Here is a 25,873-nt window from a genome sequence, read left to right as displayed (position 1 = left end):
ATAAACAGCTATAAAAATATGTCTATTACTGTTGATTCAAAAAACGAGCAAGAACTTACGTTCAATCAATTTAAGGAGGAAATTTTAAATGATTATTACATCGCCGTCCTTAGTCGCGAATGTAGTTTACTTGGTAGAAAAGAAGTTTTAACAGGAAAAGCAAAATTTGGAATTTTTGGTGACGGTAAAGAATTACCACAAATAGCCATGGCAAAAGCCTTTGAAAAAGGAGATTGGCGTTCTGGTTATTATCGTGACCAAACCTTTATGCTAGCTTTAGGAGAGCTAACACCTCAACAGTTCTTTGCTGGTTTATATGCACACACAGATATTAATCACGAACCTTTTGCAGCAGGTAGACAAATGGGAGGTCATTTTGCCTCACACAGTTTAGATGAAAACGGGGAGTGGAAAAATTTAACTGAGCAATACAACACTGCTTCAGACGTTTCTTGTACTGCAGCACAAATGCCTCGGTTAGTAGGTTTGGCCTACGCTTCAAAATTATATAGACAGGAAGACTCTGTTCAAAAAGGATACGAAAAATTTAGCAAAAAAGGGAACGAAGTCGCTTGGGGAACTATTGGTAACGCAAGTACTAGTGAAGGTCACTTTTTTGAAGCTATTAATGCTGCAGGAGTTTTACAAATCCCAATGGTAGCAAGTATTTGGGATGATGAATATGGAATTTCAGTTCATCAAAAACATCATACTACTAAAGAAAATATTTCAGAAGTTTTAAAAGGTTTTCAAAGAGATGAGGAAACCAAAGGGATAGAAATTTTTAACGTAAAAGGATGGGATTACTCTAGCTTAATTGACGCTTATACCAAAGCCTCTCAAATTGCAAGAGAAGAACATGTTCCAGTAATGATTCATGTTTCTGAAGTTACTCAACCTCAAGGACATTCCACTTCTGGTTCTCACGAACGTTACAAAAGTGAAGAACGTTTGCAGTGGGAAAAAGATTTTGACTGTAACAAAAAAATGCGTGAGTGGATTTTAGATTTTGATTTATCTACAGAAGATAGCGTATTAAAATTTGTTGAAAGTGAGGAAGAATTAATTGCCATAGAGAAAAAAGCCAAACAAGAGGTAATGGCTGCAAAAAGAGCTGCATGGCAAGCTTTTATAAAACCTCTAAAAGAAGAACAGCAAAAACTGCTAATTATTTTAAATAAAGTTTGTGAAGAAAGTATTAACAAAAACTTTATTCAAAAACTAAAACACGACTTAGAAGACTTGGCAGAAATTCACCGTAAAGATATTTACGGTACTGCTAGAAAAGTACTAAGTTATATTCGAGAAGAAAACATTCCTAGCAAAACCATTTTACAAAAATGGCTACAAAAAAACCTGCCTATTGCTCAGGAAAAATATAGTTCTAAATTATTAAATGATTTTGGAACTGGAGCTTCTAGTATTCAAGAAGTTTCACCTACTTATGCAGATGAAAAAGAAATTGTAGATGCAAGAGTTATCATACGCGATAACTTTGATGCTTTATTAAAAAAGCATGACAATCTATTTATTTTTGGAGAAGATGCAGGAAAAATTGGAGATGTTAATCAAGGATTAGAAAGCTTACAAGACAAATATGGAGAGTTACGTGTAGCTGATACTGGAATTAGAGAAGCTACCATTATGGGACAAGGAATTGGAATGGCTTTAAGAGGCTTACGTCCAATAGCTGAAATTCAATATTTAGATTATATTTTATACGCCATTCAAACTTTAAGTGATGATTTGGCTTGTTTACGTTACAGAACTTTTGGTAAACAAACTGCTCCTTTAATTGTTAGAACAAGAGGACACCGTTTGGAAGGAATTTGGCATTCTGGTTCTCCAATGGCCTTAATTTTAAGCTGTTTAAGAGGAATGCATTTATTGGTTCCTAGAAACATGACCAAGGCTGCTGGTTTTTACAATACTTTATTACAAACTGATGAACCTGCCATAGTTATAGAAAACTTAAATGGTTACCGTCTAAAAGAAGAAAAACCAAACAATTTAGGGGAGTACTATACTCCTATTGGATATTCTGAAACTATAAAAGAAGGAAGCGATATTACTTTAGTTTCCTATGGTTCTACATTAAAAATAGTGATGGAAGTGGCTCAGAAAGAATTAGCTCAAGTAGGAATTAATGCCGAAGTAGTAGATGTACAAAGTTTAATGCCTTTTGATTTAGACCATAACATTTCTTACAGTGTTTCTAAAACAAATCGTTTAGCAATTATTGATGAAGATGTTCCTGGGGGAGCTTCTGCCTATATTTTACAAAAAGTGGTAGATGAACAAAATGCTTATCAATATTTAGACAGTAAACCAATTTGTATTTCTTCTCAAGAGCACAGGCCTGCCTATGGTAGTGATGGTGATTATTTTTCAAAACCTTCTCACGATGATATTTTTGAAAAAGTATATGCTATTTTCCACGAAGCAAATCCAAGTAAATTTCCAAAGCTTTACTAAACATCAGTAATAAAAAAAGCCCCAAATAAAATTATTTGAGGCTAAAATATTCATAAAAGTATGATTCAATTCTTATAATTGAATTGTTTTTTCTTTTCCTTTATAAGTAATTGTTTTAGTAAAAGTTTTAGATGGTTTATCTCCTATTCCATTTTTAGAATTTACCAAAACTATATTAAACTTCTGGTTTTTTTTCATCTTTGCAAAACTACCTTGTCTTTTACCAATGGTTAATGATTTATTCTGATCATCCCAAGTTAACTTAACAAGTGCATATTTACCTTTTTCATAATTGTAATTGTCCTTTTCATCATCATACAAAACAAATTCTCCATCTGCTCCTGGATAAATACGAATTTCTATAGGTGCATTTATTTTTTCAGTTGCGTATTGAACCAAAGGTCCCATAGGTAAAATAGCACCAGACTTTACATACAAAGGCATAATATCTATAGGTGCCTCTGCCTGAATAGTTTGACCTCCATCATAAATTTTTCCAGTCCAGAAATCTGTCCATTTTGTGTTTGCAGGTAAGTAAACCTCTCTTGATTTTGTTGTGTTAAAATCTTCTTTTCCTCCAACAAACCTATTATCCTCTTTTTTTACTTCAACATACATTGGATCTGTTACAGGACAAACTAATAATGATTTTCCAAACATATATTCGTCATTAATATCTAAAGCTTTTTTATCATCAGCAAAATCCATTACCAAAGCACGAATCATACTTGAAGAATTAGCTGTTACATCCCATGATGTAGCATATATATAAGGTAATAATCTATATCTTAAATTGATGAATTTTTCAATAGCATCGTAAGCCCATGTTCCTTTTTCTCCAAATTGATAAATTTCTCTAGGTCCATCTGTTCCATGAGAACGCATCATAGGACAAAAAGTTCCATATTGCAACCAACGTACATACAATTCTTTATACGCAGAATTACGATTAGTCTCAGGATAATTCCACAAGAAAAAACCACCAATATCCGTATTCCAATATGGAATTCCTGTTAAAGAAAAGTTCAATCCTGCAGCAATCTGATTTTTGAAATGAGGCCAATTTGCAGTTACATCTCCAGACCATGAATTAGCACCATAACGTTGCTGACCCGCAAATGCAGAACGAGTAAGAATAAATACACGCTTATCATCACTCGTCGCACGTTGATGATCATAAACCCCTCCAACTGTTTTTAAAGGATATAAGTTTCTGTATTTTCTAAAAGAACCTAAATAAGTTTGTTCATCATAATCCTTATCTTCTCTCTCAAAATGATCAGGCTCTGTAGAATCCATCCACCAACCATCATTTCCTAAACTAAAAATACCTTTGTTTAAATATTTCCAATAAATATCACGTGCATCAGGATTAAATGCATCATAAACTCTTACACCAGACTTTTTAGCATCTTTTGGTTGTGGCCATATATTTTTTTCTGTTAAAGGCCATGTTTTAAAATCAAACAATAATCCTTTTTCATTAAGCTCTTTAAATGGTTTCGTTTTAGGACCAAATGAAGACCAAATAGAAAAAATAACATGTGCATTTAAATTGTGAACCTCGTCAATCATTTTTTTAGGATTAGGGAATTCTGGATTTAAAAACTCCATACCATTCCAATGAGAATTATCTCCCCAATATTGCCAATCTTGAATAAGTCCATCAATAGGCACTCCTAATGTTCTGTACTTTTTAACAACATCTAAAGCCTCTTGTTGACTCTTGTATCGTTCTTTACTTTGCCAATAACCATAGGTCCAATAAGGAAACATTGGTGCTTGCCCTGTTAAATTTCTTATTTGTTTTACAACACCATCGGAATTACCTCCATACATAAAATAATAATCTACACAGTCTCCAATTCTAGACTCAAAAGAAGTTTCAAAAACACTATCTGTAAAATCTGTTGGGGAATAATTATCCCAAAACACTCCATATCCCTTTGAAGATTGCATTACAGGAACTGCTGTAATTAAAATTTCTTGTAAAAGATGTAACTTTTGATTTCTTTGAGACATGTTTCCATCTTGAAATTGTCCTAAACCATAAATCTCTTCATCTTTATCTAAAACATAAGATTGACGAACTACATAACTATCTTCATTAACATCTTTTATAGAAGTAAACTGAGCTCCATAATCTTTCTCTACAAGCAAAGATTTCTCTTCTGGAGAAATAAAAGAAACAGCTCCATTTTTTCTATTTATATAAACTTTTAACTTGGATGAAGAGATGATAATTTGATTCTCATTTTCTGACAAACTTACATTTACACTTTCAGGTGTCTTAATTACAGAATGACTCTTTTTTTCAAAATCATTTCCTATTGGAGATTTTAAAACTCTTACTGTTTCTGGAGAATAAAACTCAATACTCACATTTAATCCATTTACAGGAACTGAAACTCCATTTGAAGTTTTTTGAAAATTTTGAGCATTGATATTACTCATTGTCGAAAAGACAATCAGAAACAACAATAAACTAATTCTTTTAAAAAAAGTTATTTTCATGATTTGTTATTTTAAATTAAAATTATGAAACAAACATAAAGCTAGATGCTTGTTATTAAACAAAACTTATGTTGAAACAAACAACAATTATGTTGATTTCTTTAGTTTTTTAGCATATTCTGAAGGTTTACAACCATACATATCCTGAAAACACTTACTCATATAACTCGTTGTACTAAACCCAACTTTTTCTGCAATTTCAGTAATACTCATGTTGTTTTCTAAGAGTAATTTGGCTGCTCTCTGCAAACGTATATTACGAATAAAAAGACTTGGAGATTCATCTAACATATCTGTTAATTTTCTGTAAAGCCCTGTTCTATCCATGCACAAATCTTTACTTAATTGTTCAACAGAATACCCAGGAGTATCTAAATTATTTTCAACAGTTTCTATAGCATGAGTAATAAATTCTGTATCAACAGATTTTGGTTGTTCATTTTTATCTTTATAATTATCCAACTCCTCCCCTTTACTTTTCTCAACATCTACTATCGATTCTCTTTCATAATGGCTTAATTGATCAATAAGATTTTTAACTCTGAGTAAAAGCATTTCTTCATTATGTTCTCTTTCTATCTTTTTCTTGGTAATTTTTACATACATATAAATTCCGCCAATGAGTATAATTAAAAAACAAAAAACATATACAATATACGCAGTAGTAGTTTTCCACCATGGAGCATGAATAACAATTAAAACTTTTGTAGCCTCTCCCTTCCAAACTTTAGGGTTTTCTGAAGCCATTACCTTAAGCATATATTTACCTGCCGATAAATTTGTGTATGAAACTTTTAAAACACCATTTTTTGTAAGGCCATTTCCGTTTCTACCTGCCAATACTTGATTCCAATCATCATCTATTCCTTGTAAATAATATCTATAATAAGTCTTCTCTTTATTTAAATAATTAAGGGCTGAAAATTCAAAAGTTAAAAAGTTCTGATTATATAATAACTCTATTTTTTGAGTATAATTTGTAGATTGACTTAAAATTATCTCTCCATCATATTGCGCTCCTATCTTAACTTCTTCACCTCGTAAATAAAATGAGGTAAAAGCTGGTTTAAAGAATAGATCTTTAGACTCAGAAGATTTCGTAGGATTTAAAACATTAAACCCATCAATTCCACCAAAATATAATTCTCCTTTTGAAGATTCATAAATAGAAGAATTTACATACTCTCCTTCTAAAGTTCCATTGTAAATATTATAATTGGTAAAATGAACTTTTTGCTTAACAACATCATCTACCGTAATTTTAGAAATCCCATAACTTGTGGTTACCCAAATATTGTGGTTTTTATCTTCTAACAAAGCATGAACAAAATTATTAATCAGTCCATCTTCCGTATAAAATATTTTTGAAGCATTTTCTTTTTCAGATGTAAAAAGCATTAGTCCATCCGGAGTTCCAGCCCAGATCCATCCTCTAGAATCTTTACAAACAGAAGTATAAACATTATCTTTAAAAGTTGTTGCTGTTTTCTTTTTAAACTTAGTTAAAACTTCATTGGGCAGTGAGTTTTGTTTAACCGGAATTAATTCTTTATTAATTTCTGAAGCGTACAGATAAAAGTTAGATCCTGTTTTAACATAGATCCTTCCTGAATAATCCTCTGCAAAAGCTTGAACAGATATTTCTTTAGAAGTAGAAGGTAAAAACAAAGAACGCCCAACCTGTTTTAATTGATATCTAGAAGGATGATAATAAAGCAAACCTCTATTTAAAGTCCCCACCCAAAGACCTCCTTGAAAATCATAAAAAATGCTACTGATTTCCGTATCAATCAAATTTCCATCTTTTGTTTTTAGAGAAGGAATGTATTGATTTTCTCCTGTTTTAGGATTAACATTATAAAAACCTCTACTTGTGCTAATATAAATTGTTTCTTCTGGTGTTAGCGTTAAAGTGTTTAATACATTTTTAGACACTAACAATGTTTTCCATTTTTGTTTCTTAACATCAAAGAAAAAACAGCCACTTTTATCTCCATTACGAATTTGATAAAATCCTGATTTTCCCTTAACAATAAGAGAAGTTCTTTTAAAAAACTTTTGTTCTACTTTTGGGTAAGCAGCTAAAACATATAACCTTTTTTTGGTTATTGTATTATAACAGACAACCTCTCCCGTATTATAAAACAAATACAATAAATCTCCATCAGCATCCACATCTTGTAAACCTCCTTTATTAATAGATAAATCAATAGAGGATAACGTATTTAAATCTAACAAACCTCTAGATGTTTGAACCCACATTTTTTTTTGTGAATCCATAAAAAAATTCTGAACTGGCTCTTTTAAACCTTTTGCTTTAAAGTAAGATTCTAGGTTTAGAAGATACTTTTCCTTACGAAGATTTACACACATCAATTTATGATGATCTTTAATCCAAAGTAAAGAATCTTGATCATGATAAATACGATAAAAACCGTCGTACTTTTTTATCGGATAAATATGATCCGAAGTACGATGAATATATGAAAATTTAGAACCATCATAAATATTTAAATTCCCACTTGTGGTAAACACCATACGCCCATCTGCAAGTTGTAAAATATAACGAACCTGATTATCACTCAACCCTTGAGAAACATTTATGGGCGTAAAAACAAAATCGTTAGCAAAAGCTATTGATGTTGTAAAGAAAAAGAATGCTAGATATAGTAACCTTTGTATGCTTTTTATATTGATGATCATCATTAATTAATAACTTAAATTGTCTTTTTTATATACGCCTTATTTAAATAACCTTAAACAAGGTTGGTAAAACTAAGGAAATAATTAATAACTTTTCATCAACTCAACACCAACAGCACATTCGGCACATCGCTCTTTGTCGCAATATTCTTTTTTTAACGTTAACAAAGCTTGGGTTTGTAAAGCAGAAGTCGTTTTAATTCCCAACTGATTAAACTTACTGATGATGCTATTTTTTTCTTGTGGAATTTCATACATCAGTTCTAATAGATAAGCATCCTCTTCCCCTTTAGTCTTGGCATACAGAAACAAAACAGGAATAACCACATTTATCAATAACAAATCAACAAAACCTTTACTAATTTGTTTGGATGATTTTTTAGAAGGCTTACCAAAATGATGATGTTCTTGCCAATATTCATTTACTTTTACATTAAACAAATCTTTGTAACAATGGATATCGTTTCCTAAAGTCAATATTTTATTAAAAACTGATGAATGCTCCTCGTAAAAAGCAATCAATTGAGCCAATCTAATGGTAGGAAAATTTTGAGGTCTACAACCATAAAAATGTAATAAAACCTTTTGCAAATCCTCTAATTGATATTTTTGTTTTTGATAAACAAACTCCTTTTGTAAGTTCTGGTAATAAACATCTTCTACTTCCTTATCTTCAAGCAACCCCAACAATCCATATAAAAAAGAATAAGAGGTTTTGTTTACTATTTGTTTTCTGATAATGGAAAAATCAACCTGAGAAAAAGCTTCTAGAAAGATTTGACCATTTAAATTCCCCCCAAAATATTTTGCTATGATTAAAAATAACGTTGCTTCCCAATCATTGTCTGTACTTTTATAAATTTTTGTAATTTCCTCAACCTTTCTTTCTAAACGTTCTACATACACACGTTCTAACCAGTTATTGAGTTTAAATAGATCAATCTCTTTTATATTTTCTTCACAAAAAATCCACTGTTGGGTGTTTTTCATCAATTTCTCATAATTATTCAACACCTTTTCAGAAACAAAATTTTTCAATTCCAAAGTAGGAATTTCATTACTATGCAAATCAAAAATCTCTACATCATGTTCATAAACAACGTGTAGAATTACATTGTTATAATTTTTATCTTTTTGATGTTGATGTGCATACCAATCTGATGATTTTACATGAATTTCTATATTCCCTGCCCATTTTTGATGGTCAATTTCAATCAGAGCATTGTTAAAATCTGGTCCCTGTAAAACATTTAAAAATCCTATTTTATGAATTTTTAAACTTTCTCCTTTTGTGGTACACAATCCTTGCTGACTTAGCAACTGCTGTTGCCAAACCAAATGTAAAAAAGACTCTTTCATAGCGTTTTAGAATCTGATGTTTTGAACGTTAAGTTAAAAAATAAATACCTTATTTTTGCCATTAGAATCAAGATAAGAACCATGAATATAATTGAAAGCCTAGAATGGCGATATGCAACCAAAAAATTTGATAACACTAAAAAGTTATCAAAAGAGCAATTACAAACCATTAAAGAAGCTTTTAACTTAACCGCAACATCATATGGTTTACAAACCTTAAGTTTGGTTATTATAGAAAACAAAGAAGTTAGAGAAGAATTATTACCATTTGCTTACAATCAAAAACAAATTGTAGATGCTTCTCATTTACTAGTACTTTGTTATCCTAATACATTTGGTAGTAAGAATGTTGAAGAATATTTTAATCGTGTTAAAGAACAAAGAGAAACTCCTGATGAAATCTTAAAACCTTTTAGAGATTTTTTAATGAATGACTTTGATAGCAAAACCGAAATGGACAAACACAAAGCTTTTATCAATCAAACCTATATTGCCCTAGGGAATTTAATGACCGTTTGTGCCTTAGAAAAAATTGATTCTTGTCCTATGGAAGGATTTAATCCTTCTAAATTTGATGAAGTATTAAAATTAAAAGACAAAAACCTAAAATCGGCACTTTTATTGCCTGTAGGTTTTAGAGCCAAAGATGATTTTATGGCCAAAGAAAAAAAAGTAAGAAAACCCCTATCAGAAATAATCATAGAAATATAATGAAAAACCCACTACAACATATAGAGCCCAAAGAAATTTGGGCTCATTTTAATTTGATAAACGCCATTCCTAGAGCTTCTAAAAAAGAACAAGCCATTTCTAATTTTATGGTTTCTTTTGGTCAAAATTTAGGATTAGAAACCGTACAAAACAAGGCCTTAAATGTACTGATAAAAAAGCCTGCCACGGCTGGGTACGAAAACAGAAAAAAGGTGACTTTGCAATCGCATTTAGACATGGTACACCAAAAAAACAATGATACTGTTTTTGATTTTGATACTCAAGGAATCAACATGTTTGTAGATGGAGACTGGGTAAAAGCCAAAGGAACTACCTTAGGAGCAGACAATGGTTTAGGAGTTGCTGCTATTATGTCTATTCTTGCTGATAAAAACATGGAGCATCCTGACTTGGAAGCTTTATTTACCATTGATGAAGAAACTGGAATGACCGGTGCTTTTGAGCTACAACCAGGATTTATTTCAGGAGATATTCTATTAAATTTAGATACCGAAGAAGACGATGAAATTACTATTGGTTGTGCAGGTGGAATTGATATTACTGCTACAAAAACATATCACCTTACACCTATAAAACCCGATAGTTATTTTTATAGCATTACTCTAAACGGATTAAACGGAGGACATTCAGGAATGGATATTATTAAAGGTTTAGGAAATGCTAATAAGTTAATTACAAGGATTTTATTTGAACTTCAAAAAAACATCAACTTTCAACTAGTTTCACTTCAAGGAGGAAACTTAAGAAATGCTATTCCACGTGAAGCTGAATGTGTAATTGCTGTTGATAATCAACAAAAATTTCAACAAAATTTTGTTGATATTACTTCTAAACTTAAAACCGAATGGCAAACTAAAGAACCTAATTTAATTGTTAACTATAAAAATACTGAAAGTTCTGTGAGTGGACTAGATGTTAAAGAACAAGACCAATTATTAAATACTTTATATGCTTGTCATAATGGAGTATATACTATGGATGCCAATATTGATGGTTTGGTTGCTACTTCTAACAATGTAGCCTCTGTAAAAGTAGAAAACGGATCTATCATCATTGCTTGTTTAACCAGATCTTCTATAGAAAGTGAAAAAGAAGATTTAACCAATAAATTAACAGCTACTTTTAATTTAGGAGGTTTTATAGTACAAACGGATGGAGCATACCCTGGTTGGCAACCAAATCCAAAGTCAAGTATTTTACAAACCATGGAAGAAATATATCAAGATTTATTTGATCATAAACCGAATGTAAATGCCTGTCATGCCGGATTAGAATGTGGAATTATTGGAGAACATTATCCTCACATGGAAATGGTTTCTTTTGGACCTACCATAAGGGGAGCACATTCTCCTGACGAAAGAGCTAGCATCACCTCTACCCAAAAATTCTGGTGTTTTTTAACAGAAATTCTAAAGAACATTCCTCATAAATAGACATTTACAAATAATAGCTACTAAAAAAAATGACATTCACTAATTCAGCACCTTTATCAATAATTGTTAATATCTTAACTTTCGTCAACTCACAAATAATTGTACTTTTACGTACATTATAAACAGCATCTATTACATGGGAAAAATTATTGCTATTGCTAATCAAAAAGGGGGAGTTGGTAAAACAACTACCTCAGTTAACTTAGCTGCCTCTTTGGGGGTTTTAGAAAAAAAAGTTTTGATTATTGATGCTGACCCACAAGCCAATGCTTCGTCTGGTTTAGGTATTGATATTGAAAGTATAGAAAAAGGAACTTACGAATTATTAGAACATTCTTGTACAGCTGCTGAAGCAATTATGCCCACCAATTCCCCTAATGTAGACATCATTCCTGCACACATTGATTTGGTAGCTATTGAAATTGAATTGGTCGATAAAGAAAATAGAGAGTACATGTTAAAAGAGGCTTTAAAGCCTATTGTTGATTTGTATGATTTTATTATTATTGATTGCGCTCCATCTTTAGGGTTGATTACCTTAAACTCTTTAACTGCTGCAAACTCGGTAATTATTCCAATTCAATGTGAATATTTTGCCTTAGAAGGTTTAGGTAAATTATTAAATACGATAAAAAGTGTTCAAAAAATACACAATCCTTCTTTAGATATTGAAGGCCTTTTATTAACTATGTACGATTCGCGTTTACGTTTATCAAATCAGGTTGTAGAAGAAGTAAAAAAACACTTTAGCGACATGGTTTTTGAAACCATTATACAACGTAACATTCGTTTGGGTGAAGCTCCAAGTTATGGAGAGAGTATTATAGCTTATGATGCCACTAGTAGAGGTGCTGTAAACTATATTAACTTAGCTCACGAAGTGATTACAAAGAATTAAAACACATGGCAAAAGCAACAAAAAAACAAGCTTTAGGTAGAGGTCTTTCTGCATTATTGAAAGAAAACGATATGACTGTTCGCTCTGCCAATCACGAAAAAGCGACAGAAATAATTGGAAATATTATTGAATTGAAATTGGATCAAATTGAGGTCAATCCATTTCAACCAAGAACTTATTTTGACGAAGAAGCTTTAAAAGAATTAGCAGATTCTATTAAAATACTTGGCGTTATTCAACCAATTACTGTTCGTAGAGTTGATGACAAATTTCAATTAGTTTCTGGTGAGCGTAGATTTAGAGCTTCTAAGTTAATTGGAAACAAAACCATTCCTGCATACATCCGTTTGGCAAATGACCAAGAGATGTTAGAAATGGCTTTGGTAGAAAACATCCAACGTAAAAATTTAGATCCTATAGAAGTTGCTTTGTCTTATCAACGTTTGATTGATGAAATCAACTTAACACAAGAAGAATTAGGTGGTCGTGTAGGGAAAAAACGTTCTACAGTAACCAACTATTTGCGTTTGTTAAAATTAGATCCTATCATTCAAACTGGAATGAGAGATGGTTTTGTGAGCATGGGACATGGTAGGGCTTTAATAAACATAGATAATACTTTACTTCAATTAGAAGTTTATGAAAAAATCTTAAAAGATGGACTGTCTGTAAGGCAAACGGAAGCTTTGGTAGCTAACATGAAACAAGAAAAACCAAATAAAACCGTTACTAGCAATACAACTCCTTCTTTTGTAAATGAAAGTCAAGATAAATTTAACAGATTCTTTGGTCAAAAAGTTGCCATTAGTGTTAATGCCAAAGGAAAAGGGAAAATTGCCATTTCTTTTGGATCAGAAGAAGAATTTAACAAAATAAAAGCTTTATTAAACTTAGGTGATTCGTAACATACTCATAATCGTCATAGCTATTCTTGCAATACAATCTTCATTTTCGCAAGATTCAGAAGGTCAATTGTCTATAGACAGTAAATCCTTTCTAGAGGATACAGATAGTTATGATCCTTTAACTCCTGCTAAAGCAGCTTTTTACTCAGCAGTTTTACCAGGATTAGGTCAAGCTTACAACAAACGATATTGGAAAATTCCTATTGTCTACGGTGCTTTAATAACACCTCTTTATTATTATAGCATTAATGCTAAATCTTACAAAAGATATCGTAAAGCTTTTAAGCAAAGAGCTGCTGGTGAACAAGACGAGTTTTACAATACTTTTTCTGATCAAAGTTTAGAAAACGCACAGCAAGTTTTGAGAAGAAACAGAGATACCTCCTTATTAACTTTTGTAGGCTTGTATGCTTTACAAATTTTAGAAGCCAGTATAGATGCACATTTGTTGCAATTTAATATATCAGATAAAATAACATTTGACCCTAAATTAATGAGAGACAATGTGTCTAAAGACAATTATGTAGGGTTATCTTTAAATCTTAAATTTTAAGAATGAAAATAGCATTATTAGGATACGGAAAAATGGGACAGACTATTGAAAAAATAGCTGTAAGTAGAGGACATGAAATAGTGGTGAAAGTTGATGAAAACACCAAAGAATACGATATTACTTTGGCAGATGTTGCCATTGACTTTAGTATTCCTTCTGTAGCCGTAAATAACATCTCTAACTGTTTTAATAATGGTGTACCAGTGGTTTCTGGAACTACAGGTTGGTTAGCCGATTATGACAAAATGGTAAATTTATGTAATGAAAAAAATGGTGGGTTTATTTATGCCTCAAACTATAGTTTAGGAGTAAACATCTTTTTTGAGCTGAATCAACATTTGGCTAAAATGATGAAAAACTTATCTCAGTATGATGTTACGATGGAAGAAATTCATCACAAACAAAAACTAGATGAGCCTAGTGGAACGGCCATCACATTAGCTGAAGGGGTGATAGAACACACCAAATATAACGGTTGGGAAGTTGATAAAGCTACCGAAGAATTAAACATTCCTATCAAAGCCATTCGTAGCCCTGAAGTACCAGGAACGCACACAGTAGATTATACTTCTGAGGTAGACAGTATTGAAATAAAACACACAGCGCACAACCGTCAAGGATTTGCTTTAGGAGCAGTTATTGCTGCTGAGTGGTTAGTGGGTAAACACGGAGTCTTTTCAATGAGAGATGTGTTAGGTTTATAATATAAAAACAAAAAAATGAACTGGATTATATTCTTTTTAGTAGTACAAGTATTACATTTTGCTGGAACTTGGAAACTTTACAAAAAAGCAGGTAGAAAGTCTTGGGAAGCAGCCATTCCTGTTTACAATGCTGTAGTTTTAATGGGCATTATTAACAGACCTAAATGGTGGGTAATTCTTTTATTTATCCCTGTTATTAACTTGTTAATATTTCCAGTTATTTGGGTAGAAATTGCTCGTAGTTTTAGAAAATTTGATACCAAAGATACTTGGTTGGCAATTCTATCATTAGGGTTCTATAACTTCTATTTAAACTACGTTATTTTTGACCAATTAAAATACAATGCAAACCGTAGTATTAAACCACCTAGTAAAACAGGAGAATGGGTTAGCTCTATCACATTTGCTATTGCAGCTGCTACTTTTGTACATACTTACATTATGCAGCCGTTTACCATTCCAACTTCATCACTAGAAAAATCTTTATTAATTGGAGATTTCTTATTTGTAAGTAAATTTCATTACGGAGCGAGAGTACCTATTAGCCCTATAGCCTTACCAATGGTACACGATTCGATTCCAGGAACAGGATTACGTTCTTATGTAAAAGGAATTGAATTTCCATACATGAGACTTCCGGGATTACAAAAAGTAAAAAGAAATGACATTGTGGTTTTTAACTGGCCATCAGATTCACTTGCATTGATGTGGGGAGATACCTCTGATAAGTTTACCTACAAACCTATTGATAAAAAAACCAACTATGTAAAACGTTGTGTGGGAATACCAGGAGATAGTTTAGAAATTAAAAATGGTTACATTTATATAAATGGTAAAAAAACTGTTTTACCAGATAGAGCAAAACCACAGTTTAACTATTATGTTAACACTAATACTCCTTTTACTGCTGATGAAATCATACATACTTACAATGTAAATCCTTCTGAAGCCTCTGTATTAAATCAAGAAAGAACCGAGTATTTTATTAATTTAGATAAGGAGCATGCTTTAATGATGAAAAATGATCCTAAGGTTGTTTCTATCAAAAGGAATATTGAGGCCAAAGGAAGTTATCAACCAGATATCTTTCCTCATGATCCACAATATGCTTGGAGTCAAGATAATTATGGACCTATATACATTCCTGCCAAAGGAGACAAAGTAACTTTAGATAAAAAATCTCTTCCTTTTTACCAAAGAATTATTTCTGAATACGAAAACAATGATTTTGAAATAAAGGACAATGGAGATATTTACATCAATGGAGTAAAGACAGATCAATATACTTTTAAACAAGATTATTTTTGGATGATGGGAGACAACCGTCAACGTTCTTTAGATGCTCGTTTCTGGGGGTATACACCGTTTGATCACGTAGTTGGTAAACCAGTATTTATTTGGATGAGCTTAGATCAAAACGAAACAGCCATCAACAAAAAAGTTCGTTGGGATAGACTATTTACTACAGTTGGTGGAGATGGAAAACCTAAATCTTATTTTGTATATTTCTTAGTAGCTCTTGGACTATATTATGTAGGAAAAGAAGTTGTTAAACGAAGAAAAAAATAAATATGATTTCAAAACTCTTGGTACAACCTGCATACTTTGCCCCTATTGCACAGTATGCAGCCATTTTACAATCAAAAACAATTGAATTTGAAACGCAAGATCATTTTGCTAAACAAACTTATAGAACGCGTTGTTATATATATGGTGCCAATGGTAAATTACTTTTAAACATTCCTGTAAACAAAATAAAAGACTATAAAATAGCGAGCACAGAAGTAGAAATAAACTATGATGAAGATTGGCAAAAAAATCATTTAAAATCTTTGCAATCTGCTTATAGAACTTCTCCTTTCTACGAATATTACGAAGCTGATTTGATGAATATTTTTGAAACAAAACACAAATACTTGTGGGAGTTACATCAAAAAACAAATGCCTTTGTATTAGATGCTTTACAAGAGGAAAAACCATTATCTGAAACTACCGAATATTTTAAAGACTACGCAGATAAGACCGATATAAGAAGTTGGATTGATGCTAAAAAAAAATTAAACATAAACTTCCCTACTTATATTCAAATGTTTGACGAAAAGCATGGTTTTATAGAAAATCTTAGCATTTTAGATTTAATTTTTATGGAAGGTCCTAATGCTGCTATGTATTTGGAAAATTTAAATTTAAATAATGCTTTCTCTTAAATTCTGTATTCACTACGGATTACATTTTTTATTTCCAGGATTGATTGCTTATGCATATAATCCTAAACAATGGAAACGAAATTGGTTGATTTTAATATCAACAATGCTAATAGATTTAGACCATCTGCTAGCAACTCCTATTTTTGATCCAAATAGATGTAGTATAGGGTTCCATCCATTACATACACATTTCGCTCTTTTTATCTACACCATTTTGTTATTTCATAAAAAAACGAATCTAATCGCTATAGGTTTTTTATTTCATTTATTCACAGATTACGTGGATTGTTACTTAAAATAATTTACATTTGTTAATAACATTTTTTGTAATTCATGCTATGGATAGTTTTTTAAAATTTATAAATGATATACATCCTTTACCTGAAGAAACGCTTAAAAAATTTCTTAGTTTGGCTAAAGTTAAATCATACAAATCTGGCGATTATTTGTGTGAAATAGATATTGTAAACAATAAACTTTTTTTTTGTTATTGATGGAATTACAAGAACATATATGAAAACTAGCCCAGATGCTCAAGAAATAAATAAATCTATTACAGCTCCTGGTCAAATAGCAGGATCCTTAAAATCTGCCATTGATAAATCTCCTGCGCTAATTGCTTGCCAAGCTTTAACCGATGTTGTTGTTGTAGAAATAACCGTTGAGGATTTAGCTAGTTTAAGAAAACAATTCCCTGATTTTAGTGAATTTATGTATAAAACAGTGGAAAGAGAATATACAAGACTAGAAGAATCTTTAATAGATTTACTGTCTAAAAACGCTACAGAACGTTATTTAATTTTAAGAAAAAATATCAAAAATATAGATCAATTAATTCCACAATTTCAAATTGCTTCTCATTTGGGAATCACTCCAATACAGTTGAGTAGAATTAGAAAAAAATTACTTAGAGAATAAAAAAGAGAAGCTAATAGCTTCTCTTTTTTATTTGTTTTTATTGAAATGATTTCAAATATTTTATTTTTTTCTTAGCCAACAAAAGTTTTTTCTTCTCTGTTTCTATAGATTTCATTACAGTCTCAAACAAAGGATTACTCTTTTTAGTATTAGAAAAGAATCCTAAATTATTTTCTAGTTGTTTTAAATCTTTGGTAGCACTGTCAACTTCATTTCTTAATTGATCATATTCAGTGTATAACTTTTTACTGTCAATGGCTAATAAATAAGCTATCTTCAACTGATATTTTATAAACTCAGCCTCTACTTTTTCTTTTGGTAATGTAATTGCTTTAGTTATAAATTGTAAAATATCTTGATCAATTTTATTTTTTTGCGATGGTACCAAACCTAAAGCAATCCATTCTTTTAATAAAATTTTATAATTATCTAAATTAATTTCTTTATCCGCCAACTTTGCTAAGAAAGCTTCTTTATTATTATAATTTTCTTGCTCTTCAGGAGTCCCTTCCTTTTTAACATTATTCAGTCTATCAAAATATGCATCACAAGCCGTTTTAAATTCTTTCCATAAAACATCAGCTTGTTTTCTAGGAACAAAACCAACTTTTTTCCAGGCTGCCTGAATTCTTTTAAATACTTCTGTAGCGGCATCAAAATCTTCTGAATCTTTCCACGCTAAAGCTTCTTCTATCAATGCTTTTTTACTAGAAATTGCTTCATTTTGCGAAGACTTTATCTCCTTGAAAAAATTATTCTTAGCACTATTAAATTCTTTGGTTGCCTCTTTAAAAGTATCCCAAATTTGTTTGTTTTTGTTTTTAGGAATTTTACCAATTGCTAAAAACTCTTCTTTTAAAGCTTCAAAAGCATCAATACTCTTTTTCCAATCTCCAAAAGATTTATTCTTAGAAAAATCAAAATTTTTGATTTCTTGAATTTTAGCTAATTTTTGTTCGTAATTTTTCTCTTCAACATTTCTTAACTCTTCTAAAAGAACAGATCTTTTATCGTGAATTGCATTTGACAATGATGAAAACTCTTCCCAAACTGGTTCTCTAAATTCTTTGGCAACAGGTCCTGTTTCTTCTTTCCAAATTTTATGTAGAATTTGTAATTCATTAAAAGCAAATTGAACATCTGCATGATCTAATAACTGCTTAGCTCTTTCAATTATTTGCTTTTTAGCTTCTAGGTTATGCTTAAAATCAATAGCTCTTAAATCATTATTAATATGTAACAAATCGTAATATTGCTCTACATACAAATGATAATTCCCCCAAGTTTCTTGATATTTATCCGAAGGAACAGGTCCTATTTCTTTCCAATCAGCCATCAACTGCTGAAATTCTTTATAAGTACTAGAAACTTCTCCTTTTTCTACCAAGGCTTTTATAGATGCAATTACTTCCTCTCTTTTCGCAAGATTTGTAGCAAGTTCTTTGACTATCTTTTTATAGTGACTATTCTTTTTCTCAACATAAGATTTCCATAAATCTTTAAATTCAGTTTGTATCGGTTGAGAATACTCAAAATCGATTTCATTTCCACCTTCTTGAACAAACAAATCTTTTGCTTTTTCTAACTGCTCATTATATTGATAATAAAAAGAAGCTCTAATAGCACTTGCTTGTTCTTTTATATCCTGAATAGGATTTTCATCAATCATTTTTTTTAACGTAGCAATCAAAGCCTCTAAAGTCATTGTTTTATAGTCTATTGATTGAGTTTCTTTCTCCATATCTATGGTAATCATTATATTTTAATTTTCTCTTATCTAATTCAAAACTAACTAATTTTAGTTAACGTTTTCACTTTGAGGTGTAATATAGTTGATGAAATTTAAATTTCCTGAAGATTTTACAATAAATTCCTTTTCTATTGTTTCTTCATGATTTGTTTTTACCTCAACTTTCACAATATTATCTTCTTTATTTAAAGGTATTCTGGTATAATATATTTTATTAGGCAATGTTTGCCAGTTTCTAGTATCTGTTTTTTCGTTTAATGCATTTAAGATTCCCAAAACAGCCCCTAAATTTTCATTCTGATTTCTTACTATATTTTCAGATATTTTTTTGGCTGCCACACGAATCGCTATTTTTCCAATCTCTCTTACTGTTCTATCTTTTAATGTTTTAAAAGCAATGGTTTTATAATCCTCTACCAGCTCTAATTGATAATTTTTAGAGATATCATTGTTTAAAACAACTTTACCGCTTGTAAAATATGGAATTCTATCTTCATATTTTGGGAAAGCAATATTAAAAATACTAGTACTAGAAAATTTTCCACTATTACTGTTATTACTTGTTGGAACTGGAAAGGTAAGATCTAACTCTTCATTGGTTATACTTGTAAATCCATTATTATTTCCTGGTAAAGCAGTAAAAGTAAAATAAGTTTGAGATTTATAAGGAACCAAACCACTTTCCCAAAATACGATGACCTCTCCTTTAAAATCTGCAGATTTTGGTTTGTATTTAAGATTAAAAAGCTCTGAATACCTTAATTCTTCATCTACAAAACCTAATTGATGAGCCACATTGATTAAGTCTTGTTTTAATTGTTGTGGAATGTTTACTCCAAAATAAGTTCCATCATTTTGCTGATATAATTCAACAGCATTTCTATAAGATATAAAAGCATCATTTAAATTCCCTGTGGTTTCATATAACAAACCTTGTAAATTCAACGCAAAAGCATCTGTTGTGTATCTGTTTTTTTTACCCGCAGGATAAGAATCATTAATTTCTTGAAGTTGAATATTAATTCGTTTAGCTTCTACCAAAGCATCATCATATAAATTTAAAAATATATAATTCATGGCTTTATAGTAGTGAATGGCTACTTTTTCAAAATCTTCACTTTTATAAGTTGTTTTTTCTGGATTGGCTAACACTCCTAAAACTTCACCAACTTTATTTACTTTATGATCTTCAATTAACAAATCTGCCTTATTAAAAAGCTCATTACTCAATTTATAATCTCCTTTTAAATAAGCAACTTTACCTTTTTCCAAACAGTATAATAATTCATTTCTATCTTTATTAAGAAACTTATTATTATCAATACTTTTCATGGCAACATCAAATTCACCAGCCAATACTTCATGTTGATATTTTGCGCTTAACTCTTTATAAGTTGCACAGCTAAAAACACTTAATCCTATGAGTGTAAAAAGTAAATACTTTATTAAAAAGCTTGATTTTTTCATATCAATCATGAATAAAAAAACTGTTTAGAATCCTATATAATTCTTAAACAGTTTTTTCTTAAATACTATATCAAAACTAATTTTTAATGTATTTTTTGATTTTTTTATCACCAAACCAAACCTTCTCATTCGTTTCTATATTGGTCAATTCTAAATCAACTTGATAATAAACTACCTTTTGCTTTTTTAATGCATCTACTACAGAATTAATAGTTCCTTGTAAAATAAAGTCAGCTCCTGTTTCTAATCCAAATTTTTTCATGGTAGAAACTGATGCATTTGTTTGTTGATCTGCTTTTTCAGCTCTTAACTCTTCTCTCATCTCTCCTCCTTGTACCACTCTTGCTTTTTGATACTTTACCAAAGCTTTTTCTACCTCTTTAGTAAACACCTCAGCATCAATATGCTCATGAGATTTGTTACGAACCAAACCGACAATAACCACTGGTTTTTTTCCTGTTTGTTGTACATAATCCGTAATCCAATCTCCAGTAACAATTTGTGCACTTAATGCCTCTGCACTTAATCTAGCATCTGTATCGTTCCATCTTCCACTAATATCAATTTGTTCATTAGTATCAATTCTAGTTACTTTTCTAGCACATGAAGTTGTAGCTATTAATGCTACAATACTCATTACTGCAATTAACAATCCTTTTTTCATTTTTATTTGTTTTATGTTTCTTTATTATTTTTAAAATCGTCTTCCTATAAAATATCCTAAACCAATACCTCCATAAAAAGGATTTCCTACGATACTATTACAAGAATAACGATAAGGATTTGACAAAATGTATTGTGTATTCTTTGCTCTTTCCAATCGTTCTTCATGTCTCCATAAAGATCTCATTGCCCTATGATCTTTTCGTATTTTTTTTCTGATTCTTTTTTCTTCCATAGGATCAATCGCTACATAAGTTTCTTGGGCAGTTGTTCCTTGTTTTAAATTATATGTATCTGCTATCTTAGCATACTTTTGATAAGCTACTTGTGCATTAGGATTTTGATCTGAAGTAGTTTGTCCATTTACATACATTGTAAATGTCAATACCACTAATAAAACTAACTTTTTCATATCTGTATAATTTAAGTGTTTATACACAAGAAAGTTACTAAAATTATACCAAACTTTTATACAGAATTAATTAGCTATAAAATTAACTATTCCATATACTCCAAGATTTTTCTGCCTGAAGTTCTAACATTTCCAATCCGTTTTTAATAACTGCTCCTTGCTCTTTTCCCATACGTAAAAAAGTAGTTTCTGCAGGGTTGTATATTAAATCATATAACAAATGATTTGAATTTAAAAACTGATATGGAATTTCTGGTTTTAATTCTACTTTAGGAGACGTTCCCAAAGGAGAACAGTTTACAATAACTGTATATTCTTGAATGATTTCTTTGTTTAAATCATCGTAACTCCATTTATTTTCAGAAGCTGTTCTTGACACAAATTTATATTCAATTCCTAATTTTTTAAATGCAAAAGCTACTGCTTTTGATGCTCCACCAGTTCCCAGAATTAAAGCTTTGGTATGATGGGATTTTAACAAAGGTTCTAATGATTTTTGAAATCCATATACATCTGTGTTATAACCTACAACGGTTCCATCCTCATTTAATTTAATGGTATTTACTGCACCTATTTCTTTGGCATCTGCATCAATACTGTTTAAAAAAGGTTGCACATCTTGTTTATAAGGAATGGTTACATTTAATCCTTTTAATCCATTTTCTTTGGCCTTAATAATATCTTCTAATAAAGATATTTCTTGTAAATCAAAATTTACATATTGATGATTTTCTAATCCTAATTTCTGAAACTTTTCTGCAAAATATCCTCTAGAAAAAGAATATGAAATATTTTTACCTACCAATCCAAAAGTCACCTTATTCATTTACTAATTTGTTTTTGAAAAACGTTCTACACCCAGTACTAAAAAAACACCAATTACAGCAAACAAAAGAGCTATCCATGTTTGTTCGGAATTAATATCTGGTAAATACTTGTGAAAACCTACTACTATTTTACGATCAAAATTATCTGTTAAAAACACACCTTTACTTTGCGCATATACTTTTTCTTTCCACGGCCAAACAGTTCCTAAAGACCCTATAATAAAACCAATAATAACTGCATTCACAATCTTTCCCCATCTGTTTAATACAAAAGCCAACACTTGAGATAAAAAGATCAATCCAAAAAGAGAGCCTAAAGTAAATACACTTATTATGATTAAATACTTTTGATTATTTGAATCATATAAAACTGTTGTATTTCCTGTGAACAATCCCATCAAAACATCATTCAAAACATTTACGGAGTCTACTAACAAAAAAACATAATTTCCTAATAGCATTAAAATATAAGATCCTGAAAGTCCTGGTACAGTCATACCTGAAACACCAATCACTCCGCAAAGAAATACAAACCATAGATTGTCATTCTCACCACTTGGATGGATGAAAGTAATAGCAAAGCCAACGGCAATTCCTAAAGCTAAAGAAACGTAACTTTTAAACTCCCACCCTTCATATTTTCTAATCAGATAAATTCCAGAACCTATAATCATTCCAAAAAACAAAGACCAAACTTGTAATTCGTTATGTTGCAAAAAATAGTCTAATAATTTAGAAACTGTAAAGTAGCTAAATACCATTCCACCAACAATAAAAATTAAAAACTTAGCATTAATATAATTATATAAACTCCTAAAACGACCATTGATTAACAGCATAAAAGCCTTGCCATTGATTTTTTGAAAAGAGTAAATCAGCTCGTTATAGAAACCTAAGACATAGGCTACTGCTCCTCCAGAAACACCAGGGACTTTATTAGCCACCCCCATGAGCATTCCTTTTAAAAAGAGTAACACACTATATACTAAACTTCCTTTTGGAAACATATTTAAGATTTATAACTAGCCAATTTCTCTAAACCTAAAATTAGAGCAAATCCAGCTACTGCAAGTAACAAGGCGATCATTAATTGTGCATCACCATTATAGTTAGAAGGTAAAACACTGTTTTGCAACACTGGTACTTCTATTCCTTTTGAGTTAATTCTTGTGGTAATGGTTTCTTTCCAAGGCCAAATTTTATTTAAAGATCCTAAAATAAAACCTGTTAAACCCGCCAATGTTGTATTTTTATAATGGACAAACATCCATTTTAAAACTCTAGAAAAACTTAATAAACCAATAATAGCCCCTAAGCCAACAATAGCTATAATTTGTAAATCCCTAGAGTGAACTGCTGTTAAAATGGTTTCATAAGCCCCGAGTAATACTAATATAAAAGCTCCTGAAATCCCTGGTAAAATCATGGCACAAATAGCCAATGCTCCTGCTAAGAACAGGAATAAAAAAGAAGCATCATCACTCACCATCGGTTTTACAATGGTTATATAATAGGCTACTCCACAAGCCAAAATCAAAGAAATGATTTGTGGAAAGTTCCATTTTTCTATTTGCTTTCCTACATAAATAATACTCGCTAATACCAATCCAAAAAAGAAAGACCAAACCAGAATAGGCTTAGTAGCTAACAAAAAAGAAATTCCTTTTGCTAAAGAAATAACACTAATGGCAACTCCTAAAAGTAAAGCCACTAAAAAATTTGCATTGGCTTGTTTCCAAGCTGCTTTAATTCCTTCTTTTTTAATAACTGTTAACAGAGATAAATTGATATTGCTAATGGTTGTTAGCAATTCTTCATATATTCCAGAAATAAAAGCAATGGTTCCTCCTGATACTCCTGGCACTACATCTGCAGCCCCCATAGCCATTCCTTTTAAAGAAATAATAGCGTAATCTTTAAGTGTTCTTTTCATTAAAAGTGTTTTAGAGCAAATGTAATTTTAAATACTAGTTCTCCAAAAAGTTTAAAACCATTCTTTTCACTTTTAAATCTTCAAAAACCGTTGGATACAATTCTTGCATGACTAGATGATATTCATAATCTAAACTCAAAGCAGTTTTTAAATGTAAATATGCTTCCTTTTTTTGATCTGTAATAAAAAAGATACAACCTAATCTGTACTCAATCTCAGCAAAGTTATGATGTTGCTTTTTAGCTCTAACCAAAACATTTAAAGCTCTAAAAAAATCTCCTGTAAAAATCCATATATCAGATAAAGTAATCCAAACATCTACTCCAGAATCATCTAGTTCTATACATTTTTCAAAAGCTTCGGCAGCTTCCTCATAAAACTTTAAACGTAAATTAATTTCTCCATTATACCTCCAATATATTACATTGGTTTCATCCAAAGCAATGGCTTTATTTAAATAATGTAAAGCTTTGTCGTAAGCTTTCTCTTCATTACAAACAATAGCCAACAACATCCACCCTTTGTCTAATAAAGGATCTTCGTGTAAAGCTTTTTTATAATAGTAAATAGCCTTGGTGGCATTATTTTTCTTTTTGTAACACTCTCCAATTTGTAAATAAGCAAAAGCTGTAGGATCATCTAACTCTAAAGTAATTTGATAATTCTCTATCGCTTCATCGTATCTATCTAACTTTTCTAAAGTTTTTGCTTTTTCTACATATCCGCCTATAAAAGCTTCATCAATAACCACTGCGTAATCAAATGCTTTTAAGGCTCTTTTATAATCTTTTAACACAAAATACTGACGTCCTAATTGATGCCAAGCAACTTCGCAATATGGATTTTTATTAATATAATCTTCTAAGAAAGTAATCGCTTCTATATGACAAGATTCCATTTCAAAGCAATAAATTATATTGTATAAAGCCTGATAATCTTCAATGTCAAAATCTAAACAAACAGAAAAATGTTCTCTAGATTTTTCATAATCATCCAAGTACAAATATTCCATTCCCAACAACGCAGAAACATCTGCCAAGTCATCTGTATATTCTTTGGCTTTCACTAAAAAATCAATAGCTTCTTTGTGCTTATCATCTTTAGAAAGCAAATTGGCAATCTGAATATAAACCTCATCATTGTAAGGATAAATGGCCAATAAATTATCTAACAAAAGTCTAGCTTCGGTTAATTTGTCTTCAAAAACCATAATTTCTGCTTGTATTAACTTAATATCTGCAGAATCTGGATGTTGCTCCAACGCTAAATAAACTGCTTTTTTTGCCATAGAAGTATTTCCATCATCTAAGTAGTAATGGATAATCTCTTCAAACTCAGTAGTATCAAAAAAATACACATCGTTTGTCTTAAGCATTTCCTCAAATTTCGATAATGACATCATCTTCTTTTTCGTTTTAGT

Annotated in this window: 22 protein-coding genes; 11 read left to right on the top strand and 11 right to left on the bottom strand. The window is 30.8% G+C overall.

Annotation, left to right across the window (positions count from 1 at the left end; all coding sequences use genetic code 11):
• The first annotated feature begins 18 nt into the window (after nt 1-18).
• On the top strand, nt 19-2,475 hold the full coding sequence (locus BUB70_RS09715) for an alpha-ketoacid dehydrogenase subunit alpha/beta (RefSeq protein ID WP_073121038.1): 2,457 nt from the start codon (nt 19-21) through the stop codon (nt 2,473-2,475).
• 72 nt (nt 2,476-2,547) lie between these two features.
• Here the strand turns inward: BUB70_RS09715 and BUB70_RS09710 are convergent, their stop codons facing one another.
• From BUB70_RS09710 to BUB70_RS09700, 3 genes are all read right to left on the bottom strand, one after another.
• The gene (locus BUB70_RS09710; RefSeq protein ID WP_073121036.1) at nt 2,548-4,989 is read right to left on the bottom strand and encodes a glycoside hydrolase family 31 protein; all 2,442 of its coding nucleotides are present in this window, start codon (nt 4,987-4,989) and stop codon (nt 2,548-2,550) included.
• 87 nt (nt 4,990-5,076) lie between these two features.
• Entirely contained in the window at nt 5,077-7,695 is a 2,619-nt protein-coding gene (locus tag BUB70_RS09705; RefSeq protein WP_073121034.1) for a two-component regulator propeller domain-containing protein, read from the bottom strand.
• An 81-nt stretch (nt 7,696-7,776) separates the two neighbouring features.
• Nucleotides 7,777-9,051, bottom strand: a complete 1,275-nt coding sequence (locus BUB70_RS09700; RefSeq protein ID WP_073121032.1) for a DUF2851 family protein — start codon at nt 9,049-9,051, stop codon at nt 7,777-7,779.
• An 81-nt stretch (nt 9,052-9,132) separates the two neighbouring features.
• On the opposite strand from BUB70_RS09700, the gene BUB70_RS09695 reads away from it, so the two are divergent.
• From BUB70_RS09695 to BUB70_RS09650, 10 genes are all read left to right on the top strand, one after another.
• Nucleotides 9,133-9,762: an NAD(P)H-dependent oxidoreductase gene (locus tag BUB70_RS09695; RefSeq protein ID WP_073121030.1), complete on the top strand. Its 630-nt coding sequence runs from the start codon at nt 9,133-9,135 to the stop codon at nt 9,760-9,762.
• Nucleotides 9,762-11,216, top strand: a complete 1,455-nt coding sequence (locus BUB70_RS09690; protein WP_073121028.1) for an aminoacyl-histidine dipeptidase — start codon at nt 9,762-9,764, stop codon at nt 11,214-11,216. Before BUB70_RS09695 ends, BUB70_RS09690 begins: the two co-directional genes overlap by 1 nt.
• A gap of 136 nt (nt 11,217-11,352) precedes the next feature.
• On the top strand, nt 11,353-12,114 hold the full coding sequence (locus tag BUB70_RS09685; RefSeq protein ID WP_073121026.1) for a ParA family protein: 762 nt from the start codon (nt 11,353-11,355) through the stop codon (nt 12,112-12,114).
• 5 nt (nt 12,115-12,119) lie between these two features.
• Entirely contained in the window at nt 12,120-13,019 is a 900-nt protein-coding gene (locus BUB70_RS09680) for a ParB/RepB/Spo0J family partition protein (protein ID WP_073121024.1), read from the top strand.
• On the top strand, nt 13,009-13,572 hold the full coding sequence (locus BUB70_RS09675) for a DUF5683 domain-containing protein (protein WP_073121022.1): 564 nt from the start codon (nt 13,009-13,011) through the stop codon (nt 13,570-13,572). The genes BUB70_RS09680 and BUB70_RS09675 overlap by 11 nt, the downstream gene beginning before the upstream one ends.
• A gap of 2 nt (nt 13,573-13,574) precedes the next feature.
• Nucleotides 13,575-14,276: a 4-hydroxy-tetrahydrodipicolinate reductase gene (gene dapB, locus BUB70_RS09670; RefSeq protein WP_073121020.1), complete on the top strand. Its 702-nt coding sequence runs from the start codon at nt 13,575-13,577 to the stop codon at nt 14,274-14,276.
• Nucleotides 14,277-14,291: 15 nt separating this feature from the next.
• Nucleotides 14,292-15,845, top strand: coding sequence for a signal peptidase I (lepB, locus tag BUB70_RS09665; RefSeq protein ID WP_073121018.1), 1,554 nt, complete (start codon nt 14,292-14,294; stop codon nt 15,843-15,845).
• 2 nt (nt 15,846-15,847) lie between these two features.
• A complete protein-coding gene (locus BUB70_RS09660; RefSeq protein ID WP_073121016.1) occupies nt 15,848-16,483 on the top strand; it encodes a WbqC family protein in 636 nt (211 codons plus the stop codon).
• On the top strand, nt 16,470-16,784 hold the full coding sequence (locus BUB70_RS09655; RefSeq protein ID WP_073121014.1) for a DUF6122 family protein: 315 nt from the start codon (nt 16,470-16,472) through the stop codon (nt 16,782-16,784). The genes BUB70_RS09660 and BUB70_RS09655 overlap by 14 nt, the downstream gene beginning before the upstream one ends.
• Before the next feature lie 212 nt (nt 16,785-16,996).
• Nucleotides 16,997-17,401 carry a Crp/Fnr family transcriptional regulator gene (locus tag BUB70_RS09650; protein ID WP_073121012.1) on the top strand — a complete coding sequence of 135 codons (405 nt, stop codon included), beginning with the start codon at nt 16,997-16,999 and terminating at the stop codon, nt 17,399-17,401.
• A 37-nt stretch (nt 17,402-17,438) separates the two neighbouring features.
• Here BUB70_RS09650 and BUB70_RS09645 read toward each other — a convergent pair whose 3' ends face one another.
• The 8 genes from BUB70_RS09645 to BUB70_RS09610 all read right to left on the bottom strand — a co-directional run bounded on the left by BUB70_RS09645 (nt 17,439) and on the right by BUB70_RS09610 (nt 25,852).
• Nucleotides 17,439-19,157 carry a DUF349 domain-containing protein gene (locus BUB70_RS09645; protein ID WP_073121010.1) on the bottom strand — a complete coding sequence of 573 codons (1,719 nt, stop codon included), beginning with the start codon at nt 19,155-19,157 and terminating at the stop codon, nt 17,439-17,441.
• 42 nt (nt 19,158-19,199) lie between these two features.
• A complete protein-coding gene (locus BUB70_RS09640) occupies nt 19,200-20,618 on the bottom strand; it encodes a COG3014 family protein (RefSeq protein ID WP_229742993.1) in 1,419 nt (472 codons plus the stop codon).
• 76 nt (nt 20,619-20,694) lie between these two features.
• Complete coding sequence (locus tag BUB70_RS09635; protein ID WP_073121006.1) at nt 20,695-21,282, bottom strand: penicillin-binding protein activator LpoB; 588 nt, start codon at nt 21,280-21,282, stop codon at nt 20,695-20,697.
• A gap of 30 nt (nt 21,283-21,312) precedes the next feature.
• Nucleotides 21,313-21,693 carry a hypothetical protein gene (locus tag BUB70_RS09630; protein WP_073121005.1) on the bottom strand — a complete coding sequence of 127 codons (381 nt, stop codon included), beginning with the start codon at nt 21,691-21,693 and terminating at the stop codon, nt 21,313-21,315.
• A gap of 82 nt (nt 21,694-21,775) precedes the next feature.
• Complete coding sequence (locus BUB70_RS09625; RefSeq protein WP_073121003.1) at nt 21,776-22,519, bottom strand: shikimate dehydrogenase family protein; 744 nt, start codon at nt 22,517-22,519, stop codon at nt 21,776-21,778.
• 3 nt (nt 22,520-22,522) lie between these two features.
• A complete protein-coding gene (locus tag BUB70_RS09620) occupies nt 22,523-23,527 on the bottom strand; it encodes a DUF368 domain-containing protein (protein WP_073121001.1) in 1,005 nt (334 codons plus the stop codon).
• Nucleotides 23,528-23,529: 2 nt separating this feature from the next.
• Nucleotides 23,530-24,453, bottom strand: a complete 924-nt coding sequence (locus BUB70_RS09615; protein WP_073120998.1) for a polyprenyl-phosphate transporter — start codon at nt 24,451-24,453, stop codon at nt 23,530-23,532.
• Between the two features lie 34 nt (nt 24,454-24,487).
• Nucleotides 24,488-25,852, bottom strand: a complete 1,365-nt coding sequence (locus BUB70_RS09610; RefSeq protein ID WP_073121653.1) for a tetratricopeptide repeat protein — start codon at nt 25,850-25,852, stop codon at nt 24,488-24,490.
• Between the last annotated feature and the right edge of the window lie 21 nt (nt 25,853-25,873).

This window comes from Wenyingzhuangia marina (assembly GCF_900130035.1).
GTDB lineage: Bacteria > Bacteroidota > Bacteroidia > Flavobacteriales > Flavobacteriaceae > Wenyingzhuangia > Wenyingzhuangia marina.
This window is presented reverse-complemented; position numbering and strand designations above follow the sequence as displayed.